This is a genomic window from Streptomyces sp. NPDC059008 (assembly GCF_042749045.1).
In the GTDB taxonomy this organism is placed as follows: Bacteria; Actinomycetota; Actinomycetes; order Streptomycetales; family Streptomycetaceae; genus Streptomyces.
This window is the reverse complement of sequence record NZ_JBHYJC010000004.1, coordinates 217573-236203: the sequence shown is the minus strand read 5'-3', so window position 1 is coordinate 236203 and position 18631 is coordinate 217573. Positions and strand designations below refer to the sequence as shown.

The window sequence follows — 18631 nt, the reverse complement described above, 5'->3', positions numbered from 1 at the left end:
TCCCTGTCCGGATTCTTTCCCTCCCACCTGCCGAACGGTAAGCATCGTCACCTTTCCGTTACCTATCCGTACGGGACCTCCACTCCGGGGTTACGCTCGGCCGGTGAGTGCACGAGAGCAGCAGGCGCCCCGCGACGGCCGGCCGGCCGCGCGGCGGGCCGGCGGCGGGCGCGAGGCGCAGCGCGCGGAGCGGCGGGAGGCGATCCTGCAGGCCGCCATGGCGCTGATCGCCGAGCGCGGCTACCGCCGTACCTCGCTCGCCGCCGTCGCCGAGCGCGCCGGGCTGACCCAGCAGGGCCTGCTGCACCACTTCCCCACGAAGGAGCTGCTGCTGGTCGGCGTGCTGGAGGCGCGCGACCGCTGGGATCTGGCCTCGGCAGCCGCGGCGTCCGGGGCCCGGCGCACCGACACCCTCGCCCAGCTGGTCGACTACAACGCCACCCGCCCCGGCATCGTGCAGACCTACACCGTGCTGTCCGCCGACAGCATCACCGAGGGCCACCCCGCCCGCGACTTCTTCGAGTCCCGCTTCCGCTGCGTACGCGCCGCGATGGCCGAGGCGCTGCGGGCCGAGTACGGCGACAGGCTGCCCGGTGGCCTGACCCCGCAGCGGGCGGCGCCGCTGCTGGTCGCGGTGATGGACGGGCTGCAGCTGCAGTGGCTGCTGGATCCGGACGACGTGGACATGCCCGCGGCGTTCCGGGACTTCCTGGCGCTGCTCGGGAGCGGGGACGGGCACGAGCACGGGAGCGGGCACCGGGACGGGAGCGGGAACGACGGGCCGACCGAAGAGCCCGGCGAGGCCGACCCGGCCTGATCCCGAGGGCCGGCCCAGATCGGCGAGAGCCCCCCTCAGCGGACCGGCGCGAGGCAGGAGACGGTCATCTTGTCCGGGCTGTATTCGAGGTCCGCGAGCAGCTCGCCGTCCGCGCAGGTGTCCTTGGGGGCGTCGAGCCTGCGGGTCACCAGGTACTGGGCATCGGCCGATCCGCATGCCACGACTTCGAGGTCCTGGTCGTGCCAGTCGCCTTCGTTGCGGACGCAGTCCCCGACGGCGAGGGTCGGGGTCTTCCCGATACCCGCTCCCTCGACGAACGCGCCCAGTACGAACAGGGTGGGGATCGCCAGCACCACCAGCGCCATCGGCACCAGGAACAGCAGCGCCTCGGGGCGGCGCAGCAGCGACCTGCCCGGATCGAGGGAGGGCCCGAAGCCGCCTGCCGGGGCGGCCAGTTTGCGGAAGCGGGCCCGTGGGCCGAGGTTCACCAGCAGGGTGATCGGGGTGATGACCACCGACAGCGGGCTCCACCAGCCCTGCCACAGGGTCTTCGCGGACATCTCGCGGTAGGTGGCCAGCCCGCAGGAGCGGCAGAACACCGCGCTCCGGCTGAGGAACCGCATCAGGAAGAGGATGCCCTGATGCCCGCGCACGGTGGCCCGGACGGCGGGCTGGGCACCGCAGAACTCGCAGCCGGGGGCGGTGGCGTAGGGCGCGGGGTGCGGCTGCTGGGCGTAGGGCCCCGTGGGCTGCTGGGCGTAAGGCCCTGTGGGCTGCTGGACGTAGGGTCCCGTGGGCTGCTGGCCATACGGCTGCGCGTACGGGTGAGGGCCGTGCGGCGGTGGCGGTGTGGCCACGGAGATTCCCCCTGAATTCCTGGTACGTGCCGGACGCATGGGCGGACCGGACGAGAAACCCTAACCGCGGGCCGTATCAAGCCATCCCGCGCCCTCTACCGCCGCACCGCGCGCCCCGTTTTACTCGCCCCATGAGACGCATACGCACCAAGCCGGTCGCACTCGGCATCGCACTGCTCGCCACCGTCCCGCTGTCCCTGACGGCCCCGGCCCAAGCGGCCGGCGGGAGCGGCGCCGCCGCGGCCCGGACCGCGGTCGAGCGGGTCACGGTGGAGGAGGCCCGGCTGACGCAGGCCGCGCCGCAGGAGATCCTGCGGCGCAGCGCATTCGACGACCAGGCACGGGAGTTCGGGCGCGGGCTGGCCCGTCTGGAGGGCTACCCGCAGGCCAGGCGCTATGTCCAGGACGCGGGACGGGCACTGTGGCGGCGGGCGGTGGACCGGGCGCAGGGGCGCGGGCCCGAGGGCGGCGATCTGAGCCGGGACGACGACCGGCCGCTGTACTGGGCGCGGCTGGGGATGACCAAGGAACTGCGGCAGTGGCGGCCGGACTTCGCACTGTCCCCCGCCCGGCGTGCCGCGCTGCTCGGTTCGCTGGAGCGCGGCTCGCGCGGGCAGGACGGCATCGAACTGCCCGCCGGGAAGCAGGTGCTGCGGATCGTGGTGACCGGGTTCGACCCGTTCCAGCTGGACGCCGATCCGCGGCGGAGCAATCCGTCGGGGGCGGCGGCACTCGCGCTGGACGGGACGACGGTGCGTACCGCGTCGGGCCGAACGGCCCGGATCGAGGCCGCGGTCTTCCCCGTACGGTGGGCCGACTTCGCGGCCGGCACGGTGGAGCGCACCCTCCTTCCGCACTTCCGGCGCGGACCGCGGCAGGTGGACCTGTTCACGACGATCAGCCAGGGACGCCCGGGGAGGTTCGACGTCGAGCGGACCAACGGGGCCTGGCGGGGCGGCTATCCGGACAATGTGCGGGAGTCCCGTACGGAGACGGTGCCGATCCCGGCGGGCGTGCCGACCGTGACGCCGCAGCCGCAGTGGACGACCACCAGCCTGCCGTACGCGCGGATCACCGCGGCGGACACCGGGCCGTATCCGGTGGTCGACCACACGGCCGTCACCGAGATCCCGGCGGGCGGCACCGAGCCGGTCGAGCGGCCGGACGGCCCGACTCCGGGGTCCACGGCCCGCGCCGGTGGCGGCGGGGACTACCTGTCCAACGAGATCGCCTACCGGGCGACGCTGCTGCGGGACGCGGTGCGGCGGCCGGCGCTCCCGGGCGGCCATCTGCACACTCCGGTGCTCCAGTTCGGTCCCGGCAACACCGATCCGGCCGGCGGTCAGGTCACCGACCCGGTCTTCGTGCACAACCGGGTCGCGATCATCGGGCAGGTGCGGGCGGTCGTGGCGGTGGCGGCTGCGAAGGAGGCCGCCGGAGGGTAGCGCGGCGGCGGGACCGGCCGGGTTGTCCACAGGCCGTCACACGCGGTGAACCGCGGCGGCATCATGGAGCCATGATCCTTGCTGCCGCACAGTTCACCCCCGTACCACGCGACATCGACGGCAACGCCGCGCGGATGGCCGCGCTCATCACCGAGGCCGCCGGGCGCAACGCGGATCTGGTGGTCTTCGCCGAACTCGCGCTGTCACGCTACGACCTGGAGGCCATAGCGGCCGATCCGGAGAAGATGACGGTCGACCCCGACGACCCCCGGCTGGCGCCCGTCAGGGAGGCCTGCCGGGCGACCGGCACCGCCGCGGTCGTCAACGCCCCGGGGCGCGCGTCGCAGGACGGCCACCGCCCGTTCGTGAGCACCTTCGTCTACGGGCCGGACGGTGCGCTGCTCACCCGCTACGACAAGCGGCACCTGTCCGGGGCGGAGAACGACCTCTTCACGCCGGGCACGGCCGAGGGCCGCTTCACCCTGGGCGGGATCCGTTTCGCGCTCGCCACCTGCTACGACAACGAGTTTCCCGAGGTGCCCGAGCAGGCCGCGGCGGACGGCTGCCGGGTGTACCTCGCCAGTTCCTTCCACGACGACCCGGAGTGGATGGCGCGGTACGCGGCGATGGCGCGCAAGCACGGGCTGCACATCCTCCTCGCCAACGGCACCGGCACCGGGACCGGCGTCGACCGCCCCGACCGCCCGGCCTGCGGCCGCAGCGGCGCCTGGCTGCCCACGGGCGAGCAGGTGGCGACGGCCGGCGCCGGGACGGACCTGGCGCCGGGCGAGGGCTCCGAGCTGGTGCTGACCGATGTCCGCGACCTGATCACGCTGATGGCGGACCCTGCGGTGGCGGCGATCGGGGTCGAGGAGTGCGGTGAGCCGCTGGTGGACGTCCGCACCGCGGCGCCCGCGCTGCTGGCGGCCGCGGACCAGCTCGACGAGCGGGGCGCGTCCGCCCATCTGCGGCAGGGGGTGCTGCGGCGGTTGCTGGCGGCGCAGGAGTCGCTGCCGGACGGGCTACGGCTGCAGCTCGTCGAGGGCTACCGCCCGCCGGAGCTGCAGCGCCGCTACTTCGAGGGGTACGCCCAGAAGCTGCGCGCCGCCCAGCCCGGCTGGGATGCCGAGCGCATCCACCGGGCCGCCAGCCGCTATGTGTCGCCGCCCGACATCGCGCCGCACAGCGCGGGCGGCGCGGTGGACGTCACCCTGGTCACGGCGGACGGTCAAGGCGTCGACATGGGGACACCCATCGACGCCTCGCCGGAGGAGAGCGACGGCGCGTGCTACACCAGCGCCCCGGATCTGACGCCCGCGACCCGCGCCAACCGCCGGATACTGGCCTCCGCCCTGCGGGCGGCGGGTCTGGTCAACTACCCCACCGAGTGGTGGCACTGGTCCTACGGCGACCGCTACTGGGCGCTGGCGACCGGCGCGGAGCACGCGCTGTACGGCCCGGTGGAGGGGCTGTGACACCACCGGCGCGGTGACACCACCGGCCGGCTGACGGCCCGGCGCCCGTGCGGCGCCGGACCGGCCGACGGGCCTCAGCCCTGCGGAGCCTCCGGCGCCAGCAGCTCCAGCTCGGCCCGGGTCGGATAGGACGGCTGGGCGCCCGGCTTGGTGACGGCCGCGGCGCCGACGCGTACGGCGAAGCGGGCGGCCTCCGGGAGCGAGTCGCCGCGCGCCAGGCGGGTGGCGAGGGCGCCGGTGAAGGCGTCGCCGGCGCCGGTGGTGTCCACGGCCTTGACCCGGACGCCGGCGACCTCGCTGGCTCCGGCGGCGTCCAGGACCAGCGCGCCGTCCCCGCCGAGGGTGACCACGACCGAGCGGGCGCCCTGGTCGAGCAGCGCCTGCGCCCACTCGGCGGGGGTGCCGTCGGCGCGGCCGGAGAGCCGGCGGGCCTCGTGCTCGTTGACCACCAACGGGTCGGCCACCGCGAGGAGTTCGGTGGCGAGGGCCGCCTCGGGGGCCGGAGAGGGGTTGAGCACGACCCGGGTGCCGGCCTGCGCGGCGGCCTCGGCGGCGGCCCGTACCGACTCCATGGGGATCTCCAGCTGGAGGGAGACCACCGAGGAGGCGGCGATGACCTCCTTCGCCGCGGCCACGTCCTGCGGGCTGAGGGCGGCGTTGGCGCCGGGCGAGACCACGATGCTGTTGTCGCCGTCCGGGTCGACGATGATCATCGCGGTGCCGGTGCGGGCCGCCTCGTCCACGATGACCGGTGTGACGTCGGTGCCGGCCCCGCGCTGGGCGTGCAGCAGCAGTTCGCCGTACGCGTCGCCGCCGACCCGCGCCAGCAGTGCGGTGCGGCCGCCGATCCGGGCCGCGGCGGCCGCCTGGTTGGCGCCCTTGCCGCCGGCCGATTCGACCAGGTCCGTGCCGAGCACGGTCTCTCCCGCGCCGGGCCGCCGCTCGACCCGTACCGTCAGATCCGCGTTGGCCGAGCCGACCACCAGGACGTCATACATGCGCCGTTCTCCCATGTCTCAGCGGCGCGCTCCGATAGCCGTGCGCCGCTCTGCCGATTGTTGTCATCTGTCGTCTCGCCTGCCGTCCCACTCGCCGGCCCGCCCGCCGTCTCATCCGCCGTCGAACGTCGCGGCGTTCTTCGCCGTCACCAGCACCACCGGCACCTTGACCGACTCCGGCAGCCTCTCACCGCGGGCGGCCTTCAGCGCCCAGTCCACGGCCTGCCTGCCGAGGAGTTCGGGCTGTTGGGCGACGGTGGCGGTCAGGGCGCCGCCGCGGACGGCCTTGACTCCGTCCGGGGTGCCGTCGAACGCCACCACCTTCACGTCCCCGCCGGACCGCCCGCCCAGCGCCTTGGACGCGCCGAGCGCCATCTCGTCGTTGGCGGCGAACACCGCGGCGATGTCGCGGTGCGCCTGCAGCATGTTGGACATCACGTCCATGCCCTTGGTGCGGTCGAAGTCCGCGGGCTGGCGGGCGACGACCTGGATGCCGGGGTACTTCCTGATGCCCTCTTCGAAGCCCCGGCCGCGCTCGCGGGCGGCGGAGGTGCCGGGCCGGCCCTCCAGGAACGCCACCTTCCCCTTGCCGCCGAGCGATTCGGCCAGCGTCTTCGCGGCGAGCCGGCCGCCCGCGACGTTGTCGGAGGCGATGGTCGAGCCGACCGTGCCGCCGTTGACGCCGCGGTCGATGGAGATGACCGGCACCTTCGCCCGGTTGGCGACGCCGACGGCCGGGACGGCGGCGTCGGAGTCGACCGGGTTGATGATCGCCGCCTTGACGTTCTGGCTGGTGAACGTCTCCATCTGGTTGATCTGCTGGGTGGGGTCGTTCTGCGCGTCGGTGATGTTGATGTGCAGCCCGCGGGCGTCCGCCTCGGCCTGGGCGCCTTCCTTGATGCCGACGAAGAAGGGGTTGTTCATCGTGGACAGCGCGAGCCCCAGGTCGGTGTCGCCGCCGCGGTCGCAGCCGGCCAGCCCGAGGGCCACGGTCGCGGCCAGCCCGGCCGCCAGCGGCGCCCTGGCCCGGGCGAACGCCCCGCGCCCGGCGGCCTTCCTGAGGCGTACGGTCCGCGCCGTCCGGTCGGTCCCCGCCGCGCTCCGGCCCCGGCCGGTCATCGCGCGCTCCGGCGGCGCAGCGTGTCCAGCAGCACCGCCAGCGCGATGACCAGCCCGGTGGCCACCTGCTGCCAGAACGCCGAGACGCTCAGCAGATTGAGGCCGTTGCGCAGTACGGCGAGGATCAGCGCGCCGATGAGGGTGCCGGAGGCCTTGCCGGAGCCGCCGGAGAGACTGGCCCCGCCGATCACCACGGCGGCGATCGCGTCCAGCTCGTACCCGACGGCGGCCTGCGGCTGGGCGGAGGTGAGCCGGGCCGCGAGCACGATGCCGGCCACCGCCGCGAACAGCCCGGACAGCGCGTAGATGACGAGCTTGCGGCGCTTGACGTCGATGCCGCAGAGCCGGGCCGCCTCCTCGTTGCCGCCGATCGCGAACATCGCGCGTCCGGTGTACGTACGGGCCAGGACCAGGGCGGCGACCAGCCCCATCACGATCATGACCAGGACGGGTACCGGCAGCCAGCCGCCGAGGGTGTCGCCGAGCCGGCCGACCGGGCCGGGGAAGGCGATCGGCGAGCCGCCGGAGATGACCAGCGCCAGACCGCGGCCGACCGAGAGCATCGCCAGCGTGGCGATGAAGGCGGGCAGCCTGCCGTAGGCGACCAGCGCGCCGGAGACCAGTCCGGCCGCCGCGCCGACCGCGAGGCCGAGCAGCACCGAAGCCCACACCGGCAGGCCCCCGCCGGTGGCCGCCCAGGCGACGACGGTGGCGGAGAGCGCCGCGACCGAGCCGACCGACAGGTCGATACCGGCCGAGACGATCACGAAGGTGACACCGAAGGCGAGGATCGCGGTGACCGACGCCTGGACGCCGACGTTGAGGAGGTTCTGCCCGTTGAGGAAGTCCCCGGACAGCGCGGCCATCACGACGACCAGGGCGATCAGACCGCCGAGCGGGCCGTTTTTGAGGACCGCCCGGGAGAACCACGGCCCGGGGCCGCCCCGGGCCGGTGCCCGTCCCACCGCCTGGGCGGCGGCTGCCGTCTTCACCTCAGCGGACATCGGAGCCCTCCATCGCGCTCTGGTCGGTGCGGTTGCCGTCGGGGGTGCCGTGCGGGGGCCGCAGCGCCAGCTCCATCACGGCGTCCTGGGTGGCTGCTGCGGCCGGCAGCTCGCCGGCCAGCCGGCCCTGGGACATCACCAGCACCCGGTCGCTCATGCCGAGCACCTCGGGCAGATCGCTGGAGATCATCAGCACCGCCCGGCCGGCCGCCGTCAGTTCGTTGACGAGCTGGTAGATCTCGACCTTGGCGCCGACGTCGATGCCGCGCGTGGGTTCGTCGAGGATCAGCAGCCTGGTGTCCGCCAGCAGCCACTTGCCGATGACGATCTTCTGCTGGTTGCCGCCGGAGAGCGTACGGGCGGGCTGCGCCAGACCGCTCATCCGCACCCTCAACCGCTCGGCGACGGCGGCCGCTTCGCGCCGCTGGGCGCCGCGGTCCACCAGCCCGCCGCGGGTGTCGCGGTCGAGCCGGGCGAGGGTGAGGTTGTCCTGGAGGGACGCGTCCAGGACCAGGCCCTGTCCCTTGCGGTCCTCCGGTACGAGGCCGAGGCCGGCGCGCATCGCGGCGCGCACATCGCCGCCGGCCAGCGGCTCGCCGTCGACCTCGACCGTGCCGGCGTCGTAGCGGTCCACGCCGAAGACGGCCCGGACGACCTCGGTACGGCCCGCGCCGACCAGTCCGGCCAGGCCCACCACCTCTCCGGCCCGCACCTCGAAGTCGATGCCCTCGAAGACCGGCCCGGCCGTCGTCCCGTGACGGGTCAGACCGCGGACCCGCAGCAGGGGCGCACCCGGCTCGTCGGGGCGCACCCGCGGGTACTGCTCGGCGATGTCCCGGCCCACCATCAGGCGGATCAGCTCGTCCTGGTCGGTGGCGGCGGGCACCTGGGCGACCGAGCGGCCGTCGCGCAGGACGGTGACCCGGTCGCCGAGCGCGCCGATCTCCTCCAGGTGGTGGGTGATGAAGAGGATGCCGACGCCGGCGTCGCGCAGTGCGCGGACGATCGCGAAGAGGGTGTCGACCTCCTCGGAGGTGAGCACCGCGGTCGGCTCGTCCATGATCAGGACACCGGCGTCGAGGCTGAGCGCCTTGGCGATCTCGACCATCTGCCGCCGGGCGATGCCCAGTTCGGCGACCGGGGTGTCCGGGGAGACGTCCAGGCCCACGCGGGCGAGCAGCTCGGCGGCGCGGGCGCGCAGGGCCCTGCGGTCGATCAGACCGAGCGCGGTGCGCGGCTGGCGGCCCAGGAAGAGGTTCTCGGCGACGGTCAGCCCGGGGACGAGGTTGAACTCCTGGTGGATCGTGGCGATGCCGAGGCGTTCGGCGTCCCGCGCGGAGCGGATGCGCACCTCGCGCAGGCCGTGCGGCCCGTCGTCGAAGAGGATGCGTCCGGCGTCGGGGCGGTGGGCGCCGGAGAGCATCTTGATCAGGGTGCTCTTGCCCGCGCCGTTCTCGCCGAGCAGGACGTGCACCTCGCCGCCGCGCAGGCTCAGGTCCACCCCGTCCAGTGCGCGGACGCCCGGGAACGACTTGGTCACCCCCTCCACGCGCAGCAGCTCGCGGCCGCCCGGTACGTCGTCGTCGACGCCGGTCATGCGCTGCCCCTCTCTTCTTCGGGTCGCCTTGCGGTGGTGGATGGTCTGGGCGCGGCGCGCCGGACCCGCTCAGCCGGCCCGCTCGCCGCAGGAGCGCCGGACGACCAGCCGGGCCGGCAGCAGCACCGAGTCGGCGGGCCGGCCCTCGATCCGCTCCAGGAGGGTGGCGACGGCGGCCCGGCCCAGTTCGCGGGTGGGTTGGGCGATGGCGGTCAGCGGCGGGTCGATGTGGGCGAACCACGGCACGTCGTCGTAGACCACCAGCGCCATGTCGTCGGGCACCCGCATCCCGCGCGCGCGAAGTTCGTCCATCGCGCCCAGCGCCATCAGGTTGTCGGTGGCCAGCACCGCGTCCGGTGGCTCGGGCAGGTCGAGGAGGCCGCTCATCACCCGCCGGCCGCCGGTGGGCTGGAGGTCGGGGGTGGCGCCGACCCGCTCGTCGGGCAGGGCGAGGCCGTGGTCGGCCAGCGCCGTGCGGAACAGTTCGAGGCGCTCGTCGCCGGTGGGGGTGCCGGCCGGCGCGACGATGATCGCGGGGCGGCGGCGGCCGAGGGCGGCGAGATGGGCGGCGAGGTCGGTGAGCGCGGCGGCGCCGTCGGCGCGTACGCAGGGGGCGTCGACGCCGGGCACGGTGCGGTCCAGCAGGACCAGCGGGGTGCCGGCGGCGACGGCCTCGCCGAGCATCGCCGAGCCGGTGCCGGCCGAGCTGACCAGCAGGCCGTCGATCCGGCGGTCGAGCAGGGTGCGGATGTAGTCGTCCTGCTGCTCGGGGCGCTCGCCGGCGTTGCCGATGACCAGGCTGTAGCCGAGGCTCCGGGCGGCGTCCTCGACGGCGTCGGCCAGCTCGGTGAAGAAGGGGTTGGTGAGGTCGCTGATGATCAGGCCGAGCGTGCCGGTGCGGGCGGTGCGCAGCGCGCGGGCGACGTTGTTGGGGCGGTAGCCCAGCTCCCGTACGGCGGCCAGCACCCGTTCCCGGGTCTCGGCGACCGGGCTGTGGCCGTTGAGCACCCGGGAGACCGTGGCGACGGAGACCCCTGCCCGCTCTGCCACCTCTTTGATGTTCGCCATGGCGCCGTTGCCGCTTCCGTCCGGGCGACCGCGGACCGCCCGGGGGCCCTGCGCACGATCGCCGTGTAATCGATTTCAGGAGGTTTTCGTGGGGGCTACGAAATCGATTACACGGCCGTCGCGTCAAGACGCCGTGAATGTTGCCTGTGTCACATCGAGGGGTGGTCGGCTCCGGAGCCAGGTGCGTCGGGTCCCGCCCTGTACGCGCCGTGCGACCGGTTCGCGGAGGCGGTGCGGGAGCCGTGCGCCGCACGGAGGATCGGCCCGGGCACTCCCCCGTTGACCGTCCCGCCTCGATGGCGCGCACCGGCCGTGTCCGGACCTGTGGGCCCAACCCGCCGACTACCGGGCGAACTGCCCCACACACGCGACGACCGCCACCAGCAGGCTCAGCACGCCGAGTACGACCTGCCACCTGTCAGGCGGGGCCCATCGGTCGCTCTCCTGCTCCGTGTCCTGATCGTCCATCGCTCCTCCTCGCTCCTCCGGACAGGCCCCGGAAGTCAGGGCCTCCGCCGGCGGTGCGCCGACGAAGCTGTGGGGAGGAACGCGATGAAGCCCCTTGAGAATAGCGCGAGTTGAGCCCACGGGGCGGAATCCGGCGCACGCGACAGGGGCCGCACCCCTTCGCGGGATGCGGCCCCTGGTGGAGTCGCCGGTCAGCGGCGGATCAGGCGACGGTCAGCTTGACGTCGATGTTGCCGCGGGTGGCGTGCGAGTACGGGCAGACCTGGTGGGCCTTCTCCACGAGGTCCTGGGCGGTGGCCGCGTCGACCTGCGGAATCGACACCGAGAGCTCGACCGTGAGGCCGAAACCGCCGTCCGGGGTCTTGCCGATGCCGACCTTGGCGGTCACCCGGGAGCCGGAGACATCGGCGTTCTCCCGGCGGGCGACGACGCTGAGCGCGCCCTGGAAGCAGGCGCTGTAGCCGGCCGCGAAGAGCTGCTCGGGGTTGGTGCCGGCGCCGCTGCCGCCCTGCTCCTTGGGCGGGTTGACGACCACGTCGAGCTTGCCGTCGTCGCTGGCGACGCGGCCGTCACGGCCGTTCTCGGCGGTGGCGACGGCGGTGTAGACGACGTCGACGGTCTGGATGGACATACGAGATCCTCCTGTGATTCGCCGCGACTCGCGCCCACGGATCGCGACGGCCTGCCGACGAGCCTAACGGGCCGGCGCAAGGGGCCGGGGTGCAGGGCGGACCATGGCGAACTCCCGCTCGTGCGATCCGGCCCGCACGGGCTGCACCCGCCCCGTCCGCTGGAAGCCGTGGCGGGCGTAGAGACGCTCCGCGTGCGCGTTGCCCTCCGTCACCCAGAGCCGGACCCGGGGTCGGCCGTGGTCGCCCGCCCAGCGCAGCGCCTCGCGCACCAGGAGGTCGCCGGCCCCGCGTCCTCGCGCGGCTCGGTGCACCCACATGGACACCAGGTCGGCGGTACCGGGGCCGGCCGGGACGACGCCGACCAGCCCGCGGGCCTCGCCGCCGTCCTCGGCGACGAACTGGCTGCGGTGTGCGAGGCGCTCGCGCCAGTCGTCCTCCGTCAAGGCCTGCTCGCGGCCCAGGGTGGAGCCGAACGCCTCGGGGGCGTCGGTCAGGGCGGCCAGGCGGACGGCGCGGTAGAGGGCCCAGTCGTCGGGCTCCAGGGGGCGCACGGTGATCTCTGCCATGGGCCAGACCCTGGCCCGGGCCGGCGCCTGCGGCAAGGGGATTTCCGCGAGCCGGGCCCGTGCCCGCACCGCGGCCCGCGGACGCCGCGGCCGGGTGCGGACCGGGCCGCCGAGGGCCGTGACCCCGCTCAGTCGTCCAGGCTCACGATCATCTTGCCGGTGTTCTCGCCGCGCAGCAGGCCCAGGAAGGCCTCGACGCCGTTCTCGATGCCGGAGACCTTGGTCTCGCTGTACTTCAGCTCGCCGGAGCGGATCCAGGCGGAGGCCTCCTGGACGAACTGCGGCTGGAGCGCGTAGTGGTCGGTGACGATCAGGCCCTGCAGGCGCAGGCGCTTGCCGATGACCTGCGCGAGGTTGCGCGGCGCGGGGGTCGGCTCGGTGGCGTTGTACATCGAGATCATGCCGCAGATGGCGACCCGGCCGTGGACGTGCAGGGAGGAGATGGCCGCTTCGAGGTGGTCGCCGCCGACGTTGTCGAAGTAGACGTCGATGCCGTCGGGCGCGGCCTCCTTCAGCTGCTTGGCGACATCGCCGTTCTTGTAGTTGAAGGCGGCGTCGAAGCCGTACTCCTCGACCAGGAGCCTGACCTTCTCGTCGGAGCCGGCCGAGCCGATGACCCGGGAGGCGCCCTTGAGCCTGGCGATCTGGCCGACCTCGCTGCCCACCGCACCGGCCGCGCCGGACACGAAGACGGCGTCGCCCTCCTTGAAGGACGCGACCTCCAGCAGGCCCGCGTAGGCGGTCAGGCCCGGCATGCCGAGCACGCCGAGGTAGGCGGTGAGGGGCGCCAGCGACGGGTCGACCTTGGCGACGCGCTGGGCGTCCAGGACCGCGTACTCGCGCCAGCCGAGGCCGTGCAGGACGTGGTCGCCGACGGCGAGGGAATCGGCGCGCGAGGCGATGACCTCGCCCACCGCGCCGCCCTCCATCGGCTGGTCGAGCTGGAAGGGCGGGACGTAGGACTTCACGTCGTTCATCCGGCCGCGCATGTACGGGTCGACCGAGAAGTGCTGGGTGCGGACCAGGACCTGGCCCTCGCCGACCTCGGGCACCGCGGCCTCGCGCAGCGCGAAGTCGTCCGGGGTGGGCCAGCCGTGCGGGCGGGCGACGAGGTGCCATTCGCGGCCGGTCGTGGGCAGTGCGGACATGAGCGCGGTCCTTCCTAATGCTTCAGGTACTGAAACAATGATGCTCCTCGATATTTCACGTTGTCAAGTAATTGGGTATCCTGGTACCCATGACAGTGCGCCCGGACCCCTTGACCGTCGAGGTCGTCGATCTCATCGGCACCGTCGTCGCCCGTTACTACGAGGAGTACGAGCACGCCGCGGCCGAGCACTCCCTCACCGGCGCGCAGGCGCGGGTGCTCGGCCTGCTCTGCGTCGAGCCGCTGCCCATGCGCAAGGTCGCCCAGCGCCTGAAGTGCGAGCCGTCGAACATCACCGGCATCGTGGACCGCCTGGAGGCCCGCGGCCTGGTCGAGCGCCGCCCCGACCCGGCCGACCGCCGCGTCAAGCTCGCCGCCCCGACCGCCGAGGGCGCGCGCACGGCCGCGGCGCTGCGGGCCTCCCTCGGCTTCGCCCGCGAACCCCTCGGCAAACTGACGGTCGCCGAGCGCACCCTGCTCAAGGAGCTGCTGCAGCGGATGCTGGGCGTCGCGCCGGAGTGAGACCGGCGCACCGCACCGGGCCCGTCCGGGGGCGCGACGGGAAGTGGCCCAGGATCGTCGGGGGCAGGTGGACCGGGCGGGCGGACCGGCGGCGTTCTAACCTCGACCCCATGACCAACCCGAGCAGCACCCGTCACTCCGTCGACTTCTACTTCGACCCCATCTGCCCGTTCGCCTGGATCACCTCGCGCTGGATCCTGGAGGTCGAGCAGCACCGCGACCTGGATCTGCGGTTCCGGGTGATGAGCCTGTCCGTGCTCAACGAGGGCCGCGAGGACCTTCCCGAGAAGTACCGCGAGCTGCTGGACGCGGGCTGGGGCCCGGTGCGGGTGTGCATCGCGGCCGCCCAGGAGCACGGCGAGGAGGTGCTGCGCGACCTGTACACCGCGCTCGGCACCCGGATCCACAACAACGGCCGCCAGGACACCGCCACCGTCATCGACGAGGCGCTGGCCGAGGTCGGGCTGCCGGCCGAGCTGGCCCGCGCCGCCGGCAGCGAGGCGTACGACGACGCGCTGCGCAAGAGCCACCACGAAGGCATGGATCCCGTCGGCGAGGACGTCGGCACGCCCACGATCCACGTCGACGGGGTCGCGTTCTTCGGCCCGGTGCTGATGGCGATCCCGCGCGGCGAGGACGCGGTGCGGATCTTCGACGGCGTCCGCCTGCTCGCCGGTTACGACAAGTTCTTCGAACTGAAGCGGACCCGCACCGGCGAGTTCGACTTCAGCTGACGGCCTCGGGGGCGGAGGGCACGGGGGCGGCGGCCGGACCGGGTGCGTCCACCGCTCCCGGCTCCTCGCCCCCCGTGGTCCGCAGGCCGCGCAGCAGCGCCACCGCAAGCACCGCGGCGCACAGCATCACCCCCGCGGCGCCCAGCACCACCGTCTGCAGCCCGTCGGTGAAGGCCTCCCGCGCGGCGGCCAGCAGCGCCCGGCCCGCCCGGCCGGGCAGTTCGCCGGCCACCGCGGCCGCGCCCGCCAGGGTCTCGCGGGCCGCGTCGGCCGCCGGGGCGGGAAGCCCGCCCGGCAGTACGTCGTCCATGTGGCCGCGGTAGACCGCGCTGCCGATACTGCCCAGGATCGCCATGCCCAGCGCACCGCCGAGTTCGGTGCCGGCCTCCAGCAGGGCCGAGGCGGAGCCCGCCCGCTCCGGCGGGGCGGCGCCGATGGCCAGTTCGTTGCCGAGGGACATCACCATCACCAGGCCCGAGGCGTAGACCGACGAGGCGACCAGGACGTACCAGAGGGCGGAGCCCGGCTCCAGCCAGGACAGCCAGACGAAGCCGCCGGCCGCGACGGCGAAGCCCAGGGCGATGACGTACGCCCGGTCCATCCGCCGGGCGAGCCCGGTGGCCACCGCCGCCATCCCGCCCACCGCGAGCGTCGGCACCAGGTTCCACAGCGCCGCCTCCATGGGGCTCATGCCCTTGACGGTCTGCAGGTACTGGGTGAAGAACACCGCGCAGCCGACGACCGCGAACGTCGCCAGCAGGTTCATCAGCACCGAGACGCTGAAGCCGCGGTGCCGCAGCAGCTCCAGGTCGAGCATGGGGTGGCGGGCGGTGCGCTGGCGGTGGACGAAGGCCGCGGCGGCCAGCAGGCCGAACACCACGGCAGCGGCCGGCAGCGCCGCGAAGCCGTCGCGGGCGATCTCCTTGACGCCGTAGACGGCCGGCAGCATGGCGAGCAGGGACAGCAGCGAGCCGGGCAGGTCGAAGCGTCCGGCCGCCGGGTTCTTGAACTCCGGCAGCAGCAGCGGCCCGCAGACCAGCAGCAGCACCATCGCGGGTGCGTTGATCAGGAACACCGAGCCCCACCAGAAGTGCTCCAGCAGCGCCCCGCTGAGCACCGGCCCGATCGCGATCCCGCCCATCACCGCCGCCGACCAGGCCGCGACCGCGGTGCCGCGCTGCTTGGCGTCGTGGAAGAGGTTGCGGATCAGCGCGAGCGTGGACGGCATCAGGGTCGCACCGCCGACGCCGAGCAACGCCCGTGCGGCGATGAGCATTTCGGCGCTCGGGGCGTACGCGGCGAGCGCGGAGGCCAGGCCGAAGAGCAGGGCGCCGGACAGCAGGAGCCGGCGGCGGCCGATGCGGTCGCCCAGCGCCCCCATGGTGATCAGCAGGCCGGCCAGCACGAAGCCGTAGACGTCCAGGATCCACAGCTGCTGGACGCTGCTGGGATCCAGCTCCGCGGTCAGGAACGGCACCGCGAAGTAGAGCACCGAGACGTCCATCGAGACCAGGAGGCAGGGCAGCAGGAGGACGCCCAGGGCGATCCACTCCCGGCGGCCGGCCGACGGCTTGGATGTGTACGAAGTAAACGACATGGCTGACACGGTAAGCAGGTTGCGCTTACGGTGCAAACAGCAGGAACCATAAGGGAATTGGAGCTGCATCACACTAGTGCACCGACCTAGTGCGAGACGCTGGTGGCGCCCCCGCTGCTACCCTCACAGCGAAGGAAATTCCCCTGGTGCACTAGTACGGAGGTTGCCCCGTGGAGCATCCCATGGCGCCGCCCTACCGCCGGATCGTCGAGGAGATCCGGCGCCGCATCGACGCCGGCGAGCTGGCGGCGGGCGACCGGGTGCCGTCGACCCGGCGGATCACCCAGGAGTGGGGCGTGGCGATGGCGACCGCCACCAAGGTGCTCACGACGCTGCGCCAGGAGGGGCTCGTACGGGCCGTACCGGGCGTGGGCACGGTCGTGGTCGAACAGGAGCGGGCGCCCCGCGGCGAGGCCGCGCGCGAGCGGCGGCCGCGTGAGACGGACGGCGGGCTCAGCCGCGAACGCGTCGTACGGGCCGCGATCAAGGTCGCCGACGCCGAGGGGCTGCGCGGGCTGTCGATGCGCCGGGTGGCCGCCGAGTTCGGGGTGTCCTCGATGGCGCTCTACCGCCATGTCGCCAACAAGGACGAGCTGGGAGTGCTGATGGCGGAGGCCGCGTTCGCCGAGGTCGCGCTGCCCCGGCCGGCGCCGGAGGGCTGGCGGGAGCGGATGGAGGCGGGCGCGCGGCTGCAGTGGGAGCTCTACCAGCGACATCCGTGGCTGGCGCAGTATCTGTCGATCACCCGGCCGCGGCCGATGCCGCGGGCGATGGCGCTGATCGAGTGGACCATGGCGCGGGTCGAGGGGATGGACCCGCTCACCCTGATCCACATGGCCGTGACCCTGCTGAACTACGTACGGTCCACCGCCGCCGGCTTCGAGGACGACCTGGAGGCCGAGCAGGAGACGGGGATGGACCAGAACCAGTGGATGGCCTCCATGGACCCGGTGTTCGAGGGCATCCTGCAGTCCGGCTCGTACCCCATGTACGCGGGCATCGACGGGGTCGGGGAGGACGCGGTGACCCTGGAGACGCTCTTCGAGTTCGGGCTGGCGCGCCTCCTGGACGGCATGGAGGTGCTGGTCGGGCGCCGGGCGGCGGGAAGCGGCGGGGTCGGCTGAACCGGCGGCGGACCACTGCGGTCGCCCGGCCCTCAGCGCGACGCCGGGGAACCCGCCGGGCCCGCGCGGCCGGTCAGGTCAGCTCCCCGCGCAGCCGGCGGGCCCGTAACACCAGCTCCAGCTCGAAGCGGCGGTCCGGGTCGTCCATCTCCCCGCCCCATAACTCCCGTATCTGGCGCAGCCGGTAGCGCACGGTCTGCGGATGGACACCGAGCCTCGCTGCGATCTCCGGGGCCCCGCCGCGGGTCTCCAGCCAGGCGAGCAGGGTCTGGGCGAGCCGCCGCCCGTGGGTGGGACCGCAGCTTTCCAGGGGGGCGAGCCGGCGGCGGGTGAGGTCCTCGATCAGCTCCTCGGGCGGCAGCAGGATCAGCGCCTCGGTGTGCTCGGTGCACTGCAGCAGCCCACCGGCGGGCAGCAGTCCGCGCTCCGTCAGATCGACCGCCGCCCCGGCCCAGCGCAGCGACTTCGCGGCGTCCAGCAGCGGTACGGCGGGGCCGATCGCGCCGGACCAGCCGGCCGCCGCGCGCGCCAGCAGCTCGCGCCGCCCCGGGGCGTCCGGCTCCGGCACCACCATCCGCGGCCGTTCGCACTCCATGTCCAGCAGGACGTCCGAGGCGACGGCGGGCGCCACCGCCTCGCGGGCCGGGCGCAGCAGGACCGCGACGGCGACCTGCTCGGGCAGCGGCCAGCCGATCCGCGCGGCCCGCTCGGCGAGCGCCGGCAGCAGCGCGGCGGCCCCCGCCGACCCGGATCCCTTGCCGCGCCGCCTCCTTCCGGCGCCGGTGAACAGCAGCTCCATCAGGCCGCGTTGCAGCCGCAGCCGCTCACCGGCCTGCCGGGCGGCGGCCTCGGCATAGCCGCGTACGGACTCGGCGACCAGTCCGTCGAGGTACTCGAACCCGGACTCGGCCAGCTCGTACATCGCCGGCGCCGGGATGGCGACCTGCTGGCCGATCTCGGCGAGCCGCCGCCAGGCCAGCCGCACGCCCAGCCGGTAGATGGCCTGCAGGGCGTCCAGGCTGCGGCCCTGGATGCCCTCGCCGCGGCCGAACTCCTGGAAGACCCTCGGGTGGACATGCGGACGGTCCAGACCGGCCGTCATATGGGCGACGAAGTGCTCCAGCGACTGCCGGATGCCGACCAGTGCCCGCGGTTCGCCGAACTCATCGTGCACCAAGGGCAGTTGGGGGTACTCCCGGCGGATCTCGCGCAGGATGTCCTGGGCCAGGGCGGGCACCTCGTCCAGCGCCAGCGCGGCGAAGCGCCGTACCTGGTGGGGCGGGACCTCACGCCAGGCGGAACGGACGGCGGTCACCACCGGGACCTCCTTCGCACGCCGGCCCCGCCTACTCGCCGGTCCGGCCGAAGGTCACCAGCGGCACGTTCGGCTGCTCGGGGGTGGCGCCCAGCGCCGCGACGATGCCGAGCGCGACGCCGACGGCCAGTGCGGCGGCGGCCAGGGCGGTCAGTACGGCAGCGAGCGTTCGGTGCATGGCGCGG

General features: G+C 73.8%; 17 protein-coding genes and 1 pseudogene. 6 read left to right on the top strand and 12 right to left on the bottom strand.

All coding sequences use genetic code 11. From position 1 onward, the window contains the following. The first annotated feature begins 103 nt into the window (after positions 1–103). A complete protein-coding gene (locus ACFWZH_RS08835; RefSeq protein WP_384427177.1) occupies positions 104–817 on the top strand; it encodes a TetR/AcrR family transcriptional regulator in 714 nt (237 codons plus the stop codon). 35 nt (positions 818–852) lie between these two features. Here ACFWZH_RS08835 and ACFWZH_RS08830 read toward each other — a convergent pair whose 3' ends face one another. Continuing rightward, entirely contained in the window at positions 853–1635 is a 783-nt protein-coding gene (locus ACFWZH_RS08830; protein ID WP_384427176.1) for a hypothetical protein, read from the bottom strand. Positions 1636–1766: 131 nt separating this feature from the next. Here ACFWZH_RS08830 and ACFWZH_RS08825 point away from each other — a divergent pair, with 131 nt between their 5' ends. Next, positions 1767–3080, top strand: a complete 1314-nt coding sequence (locus tag ACFWZH_RS08825) for a pyroglutamyl peptidase (protein WP_384427174.1) — start codon at positions 1767–1769, stop codon at positions 3078–3080. Positions 3081–3151: 71 nt separating this feature from the next. Then, positions 3152–4555 (top strand): nitrilase-related carbon-nitrogen hydrolase, encoded by a 1404-nt coding sequence (locus ACFWZH_RS08820; RefSeq protein ID WP_384427172.1) that lies wholly within the window; start codon positions 3152–3154, stop codon positions 4553–4555. Positions 4556–4629: 74 nt separating this feature from the next. On the opposite strand, the gene ACFWZH_RS08815 is transcribed toward ACFWZH_RS08820, so the two are convergent. The 8 genes and pseudogenes from ACFWZH_RS08815 to ACFWZH_RS08780 form a co-directional block, all read right to left on the bottom strand. Then, complete coding sequence (locus ACFWZH_RS08815) at positions 4630–5553, bottom strand: ribokinase (RefSeq protein ID WP_384427171.1); 924 nt, start codon at positions 5551–5553, stop codon at positions 4630–4632. 111 nt (positions 5554–5664) lie between these two features. After that, positions 5665–7676, bottom strand: a pseudogene (locus ACFWZH_RS08810) (substrate-binding domain-containing protein). Next, positions 7666–9273: a sugar ABC transporter ATP-binding protein gene (locus ACFWZH_RS08805; RefSeq protein ID WP_384427169.1), complete on the bottom strand. Its 1608-nt coding sequence runs from the start codon at positions 9271–9273 to the stop codon at positions 7666–7668. Before ACFWZH_RS08805 ends, ACFWZH_RS08810 begins: the two are co-directional and overlap by 11 nt. A gap of 69 nt (positions 9274–9342) precedes the next feature. Then, positions 9343–10341, bottom strand: coding sequence for a LacI family DNA-binding transcriptional regulator (locus tag ACFWZH_RS08800; RefSeq protein WP_384427167.1), 999 nt, complete (start codon positions 10339–10341; stop codon positions 9343–9345). A 342-nt stretch (positions 10342–10683) separates the two neighbouring features. Next, positions 10684–10809, bottom strand: a complete 126-nt coding sequence (locus ACFWZH_RS08795; protein WP_384427165.1) for a hypothetical protein — start codon at positions 10807–10809, stop codon at positions 10684–10686. 202 nt (positions 10810–11011) lie between these two features. Next, complete coding sequence (locus ACFWZH_RS08790) at positions 11012–11440, bottom strand: organic hydroperoxide resistance protein (protein ID WP_384427163.1); 429 nt, start codon at positions 11438–11440, stop codon at positions 11012–11014. A 63-nt stretch (positions 11441–11503) separates the two neighbouring features. Further along, positions 11504–12007: a GNAT family N-acetyltransferase gene (locus ACFWZH_RS08785; RefSeq protein ID WP_384427161.1), complete on the bottom strand. Its 504-nt coding sequence runs from the start codon at positions 12005–12007 to the stop codon at positions 11504–11506. A gap of 128 nt (positions 12008–12135) precedes the next feature. Beyond that, entirely contained in the window at positions 12136–13155 is a 1020-nt protein-coding gene (locus ACFWZH_RS08780) for an NADP-dependent oxidoreductase (RefSeq protein WP_384427159.1), read from the bottom strand. 89 nt (positions 13156–13244) lie between these two features. Between ACFWZH_RS08780 and ACFWZH_RS08775 the strand changes: the two genes are divergently transcribed. Together ACFWZH_RS08775 and ACFWZH_RS08770 are read left to right on the top strand one after the other, a co-directional pair. After that, positions 13245–13676, top strand: a complete 432-nt coding sequence (locus ACFWZH_RS08775) for a MarR family winged helix-turn-helix transcriptional regulator (RefSeq protein ID WP_384427157.1) — start codon at positions 13245–13247, stop codon at positions 13674–13676. A 110-nt stretch (positions 13677–13786) separates the two neighbouring features. After that, positions 13787–14410 (top strand): disulfide bond formation protein DsbA, encoded by a 624-nt coding sequence (locus ACFWZH_RS08770; RefSeq protein WP_384427155.1) that lies wholly within the window; start codon positions 13787–13789, stop codon positions 14408–14410. On the opposite strand, the gene ACFWZH_RS08765 is transcribed toward ACFWZH_RS08770, so the two are convergent. Then, positions 14403–16007 carry an MFS transporter gene (locus tag ACFWZH_RS08765; protein ID WP_384427153.1) on the bottom strand — a complete coding sequence of 535 codons (1605 nt, stop codon included), beginning with the start codon at positions 16005–16007 and terminating at the stop codon, positions 14403–14405. The two genes, ACFWZH_RS08770 and ACFWZH_RS08765, sit on opposite strands and share 8 nt — an antisense overlap. A gap of 182 nt (positions 16008–16189) precedes the next feature. Between ACFWZH_RS08765 and ACFWZH_RS08760 the strand changes: the two genes are divergently transcribed. Next, a complete protein-coding gene (locus ACFWZH_RS08760; RefSeq protein WP_384427337.1) occupies positions 16190–17131 on the top strand; it encodes a TetR/AcrR family transcriptional regulator C-terminal domain-containing protein in 942 nt (313 codons plus the stop codon). Between the two features lie 73 nt (positions 17132–17204). Here the strand turns inward: ACFWZH_RS08760 and ACFWZH_RS08755 are convergent, their stop codons facing one another. Next, entirely contained in the window at positions 17205–18449 is a 1245-nt protein-coding gene (locus ACFWZH_RS08755) for a helix-turn-helix domain-containing protein (protein ID WP_384427151.1), read from the bottom strand. A 28-nt stretch (positions 18450–18477) separates the two neighbouring features. Beyond that, on the bottom strand, positions 18478–18624 hold the full coding sequence (locus ACFWZH_RS08750; protein WP_384427149.1) for a hypothetical protein: 147 nt from the start codon (positions 18622–18624) through the stop codon (positions 18478–18480). Positions 18625–18631: the final 7 nt, after the last annotated feature.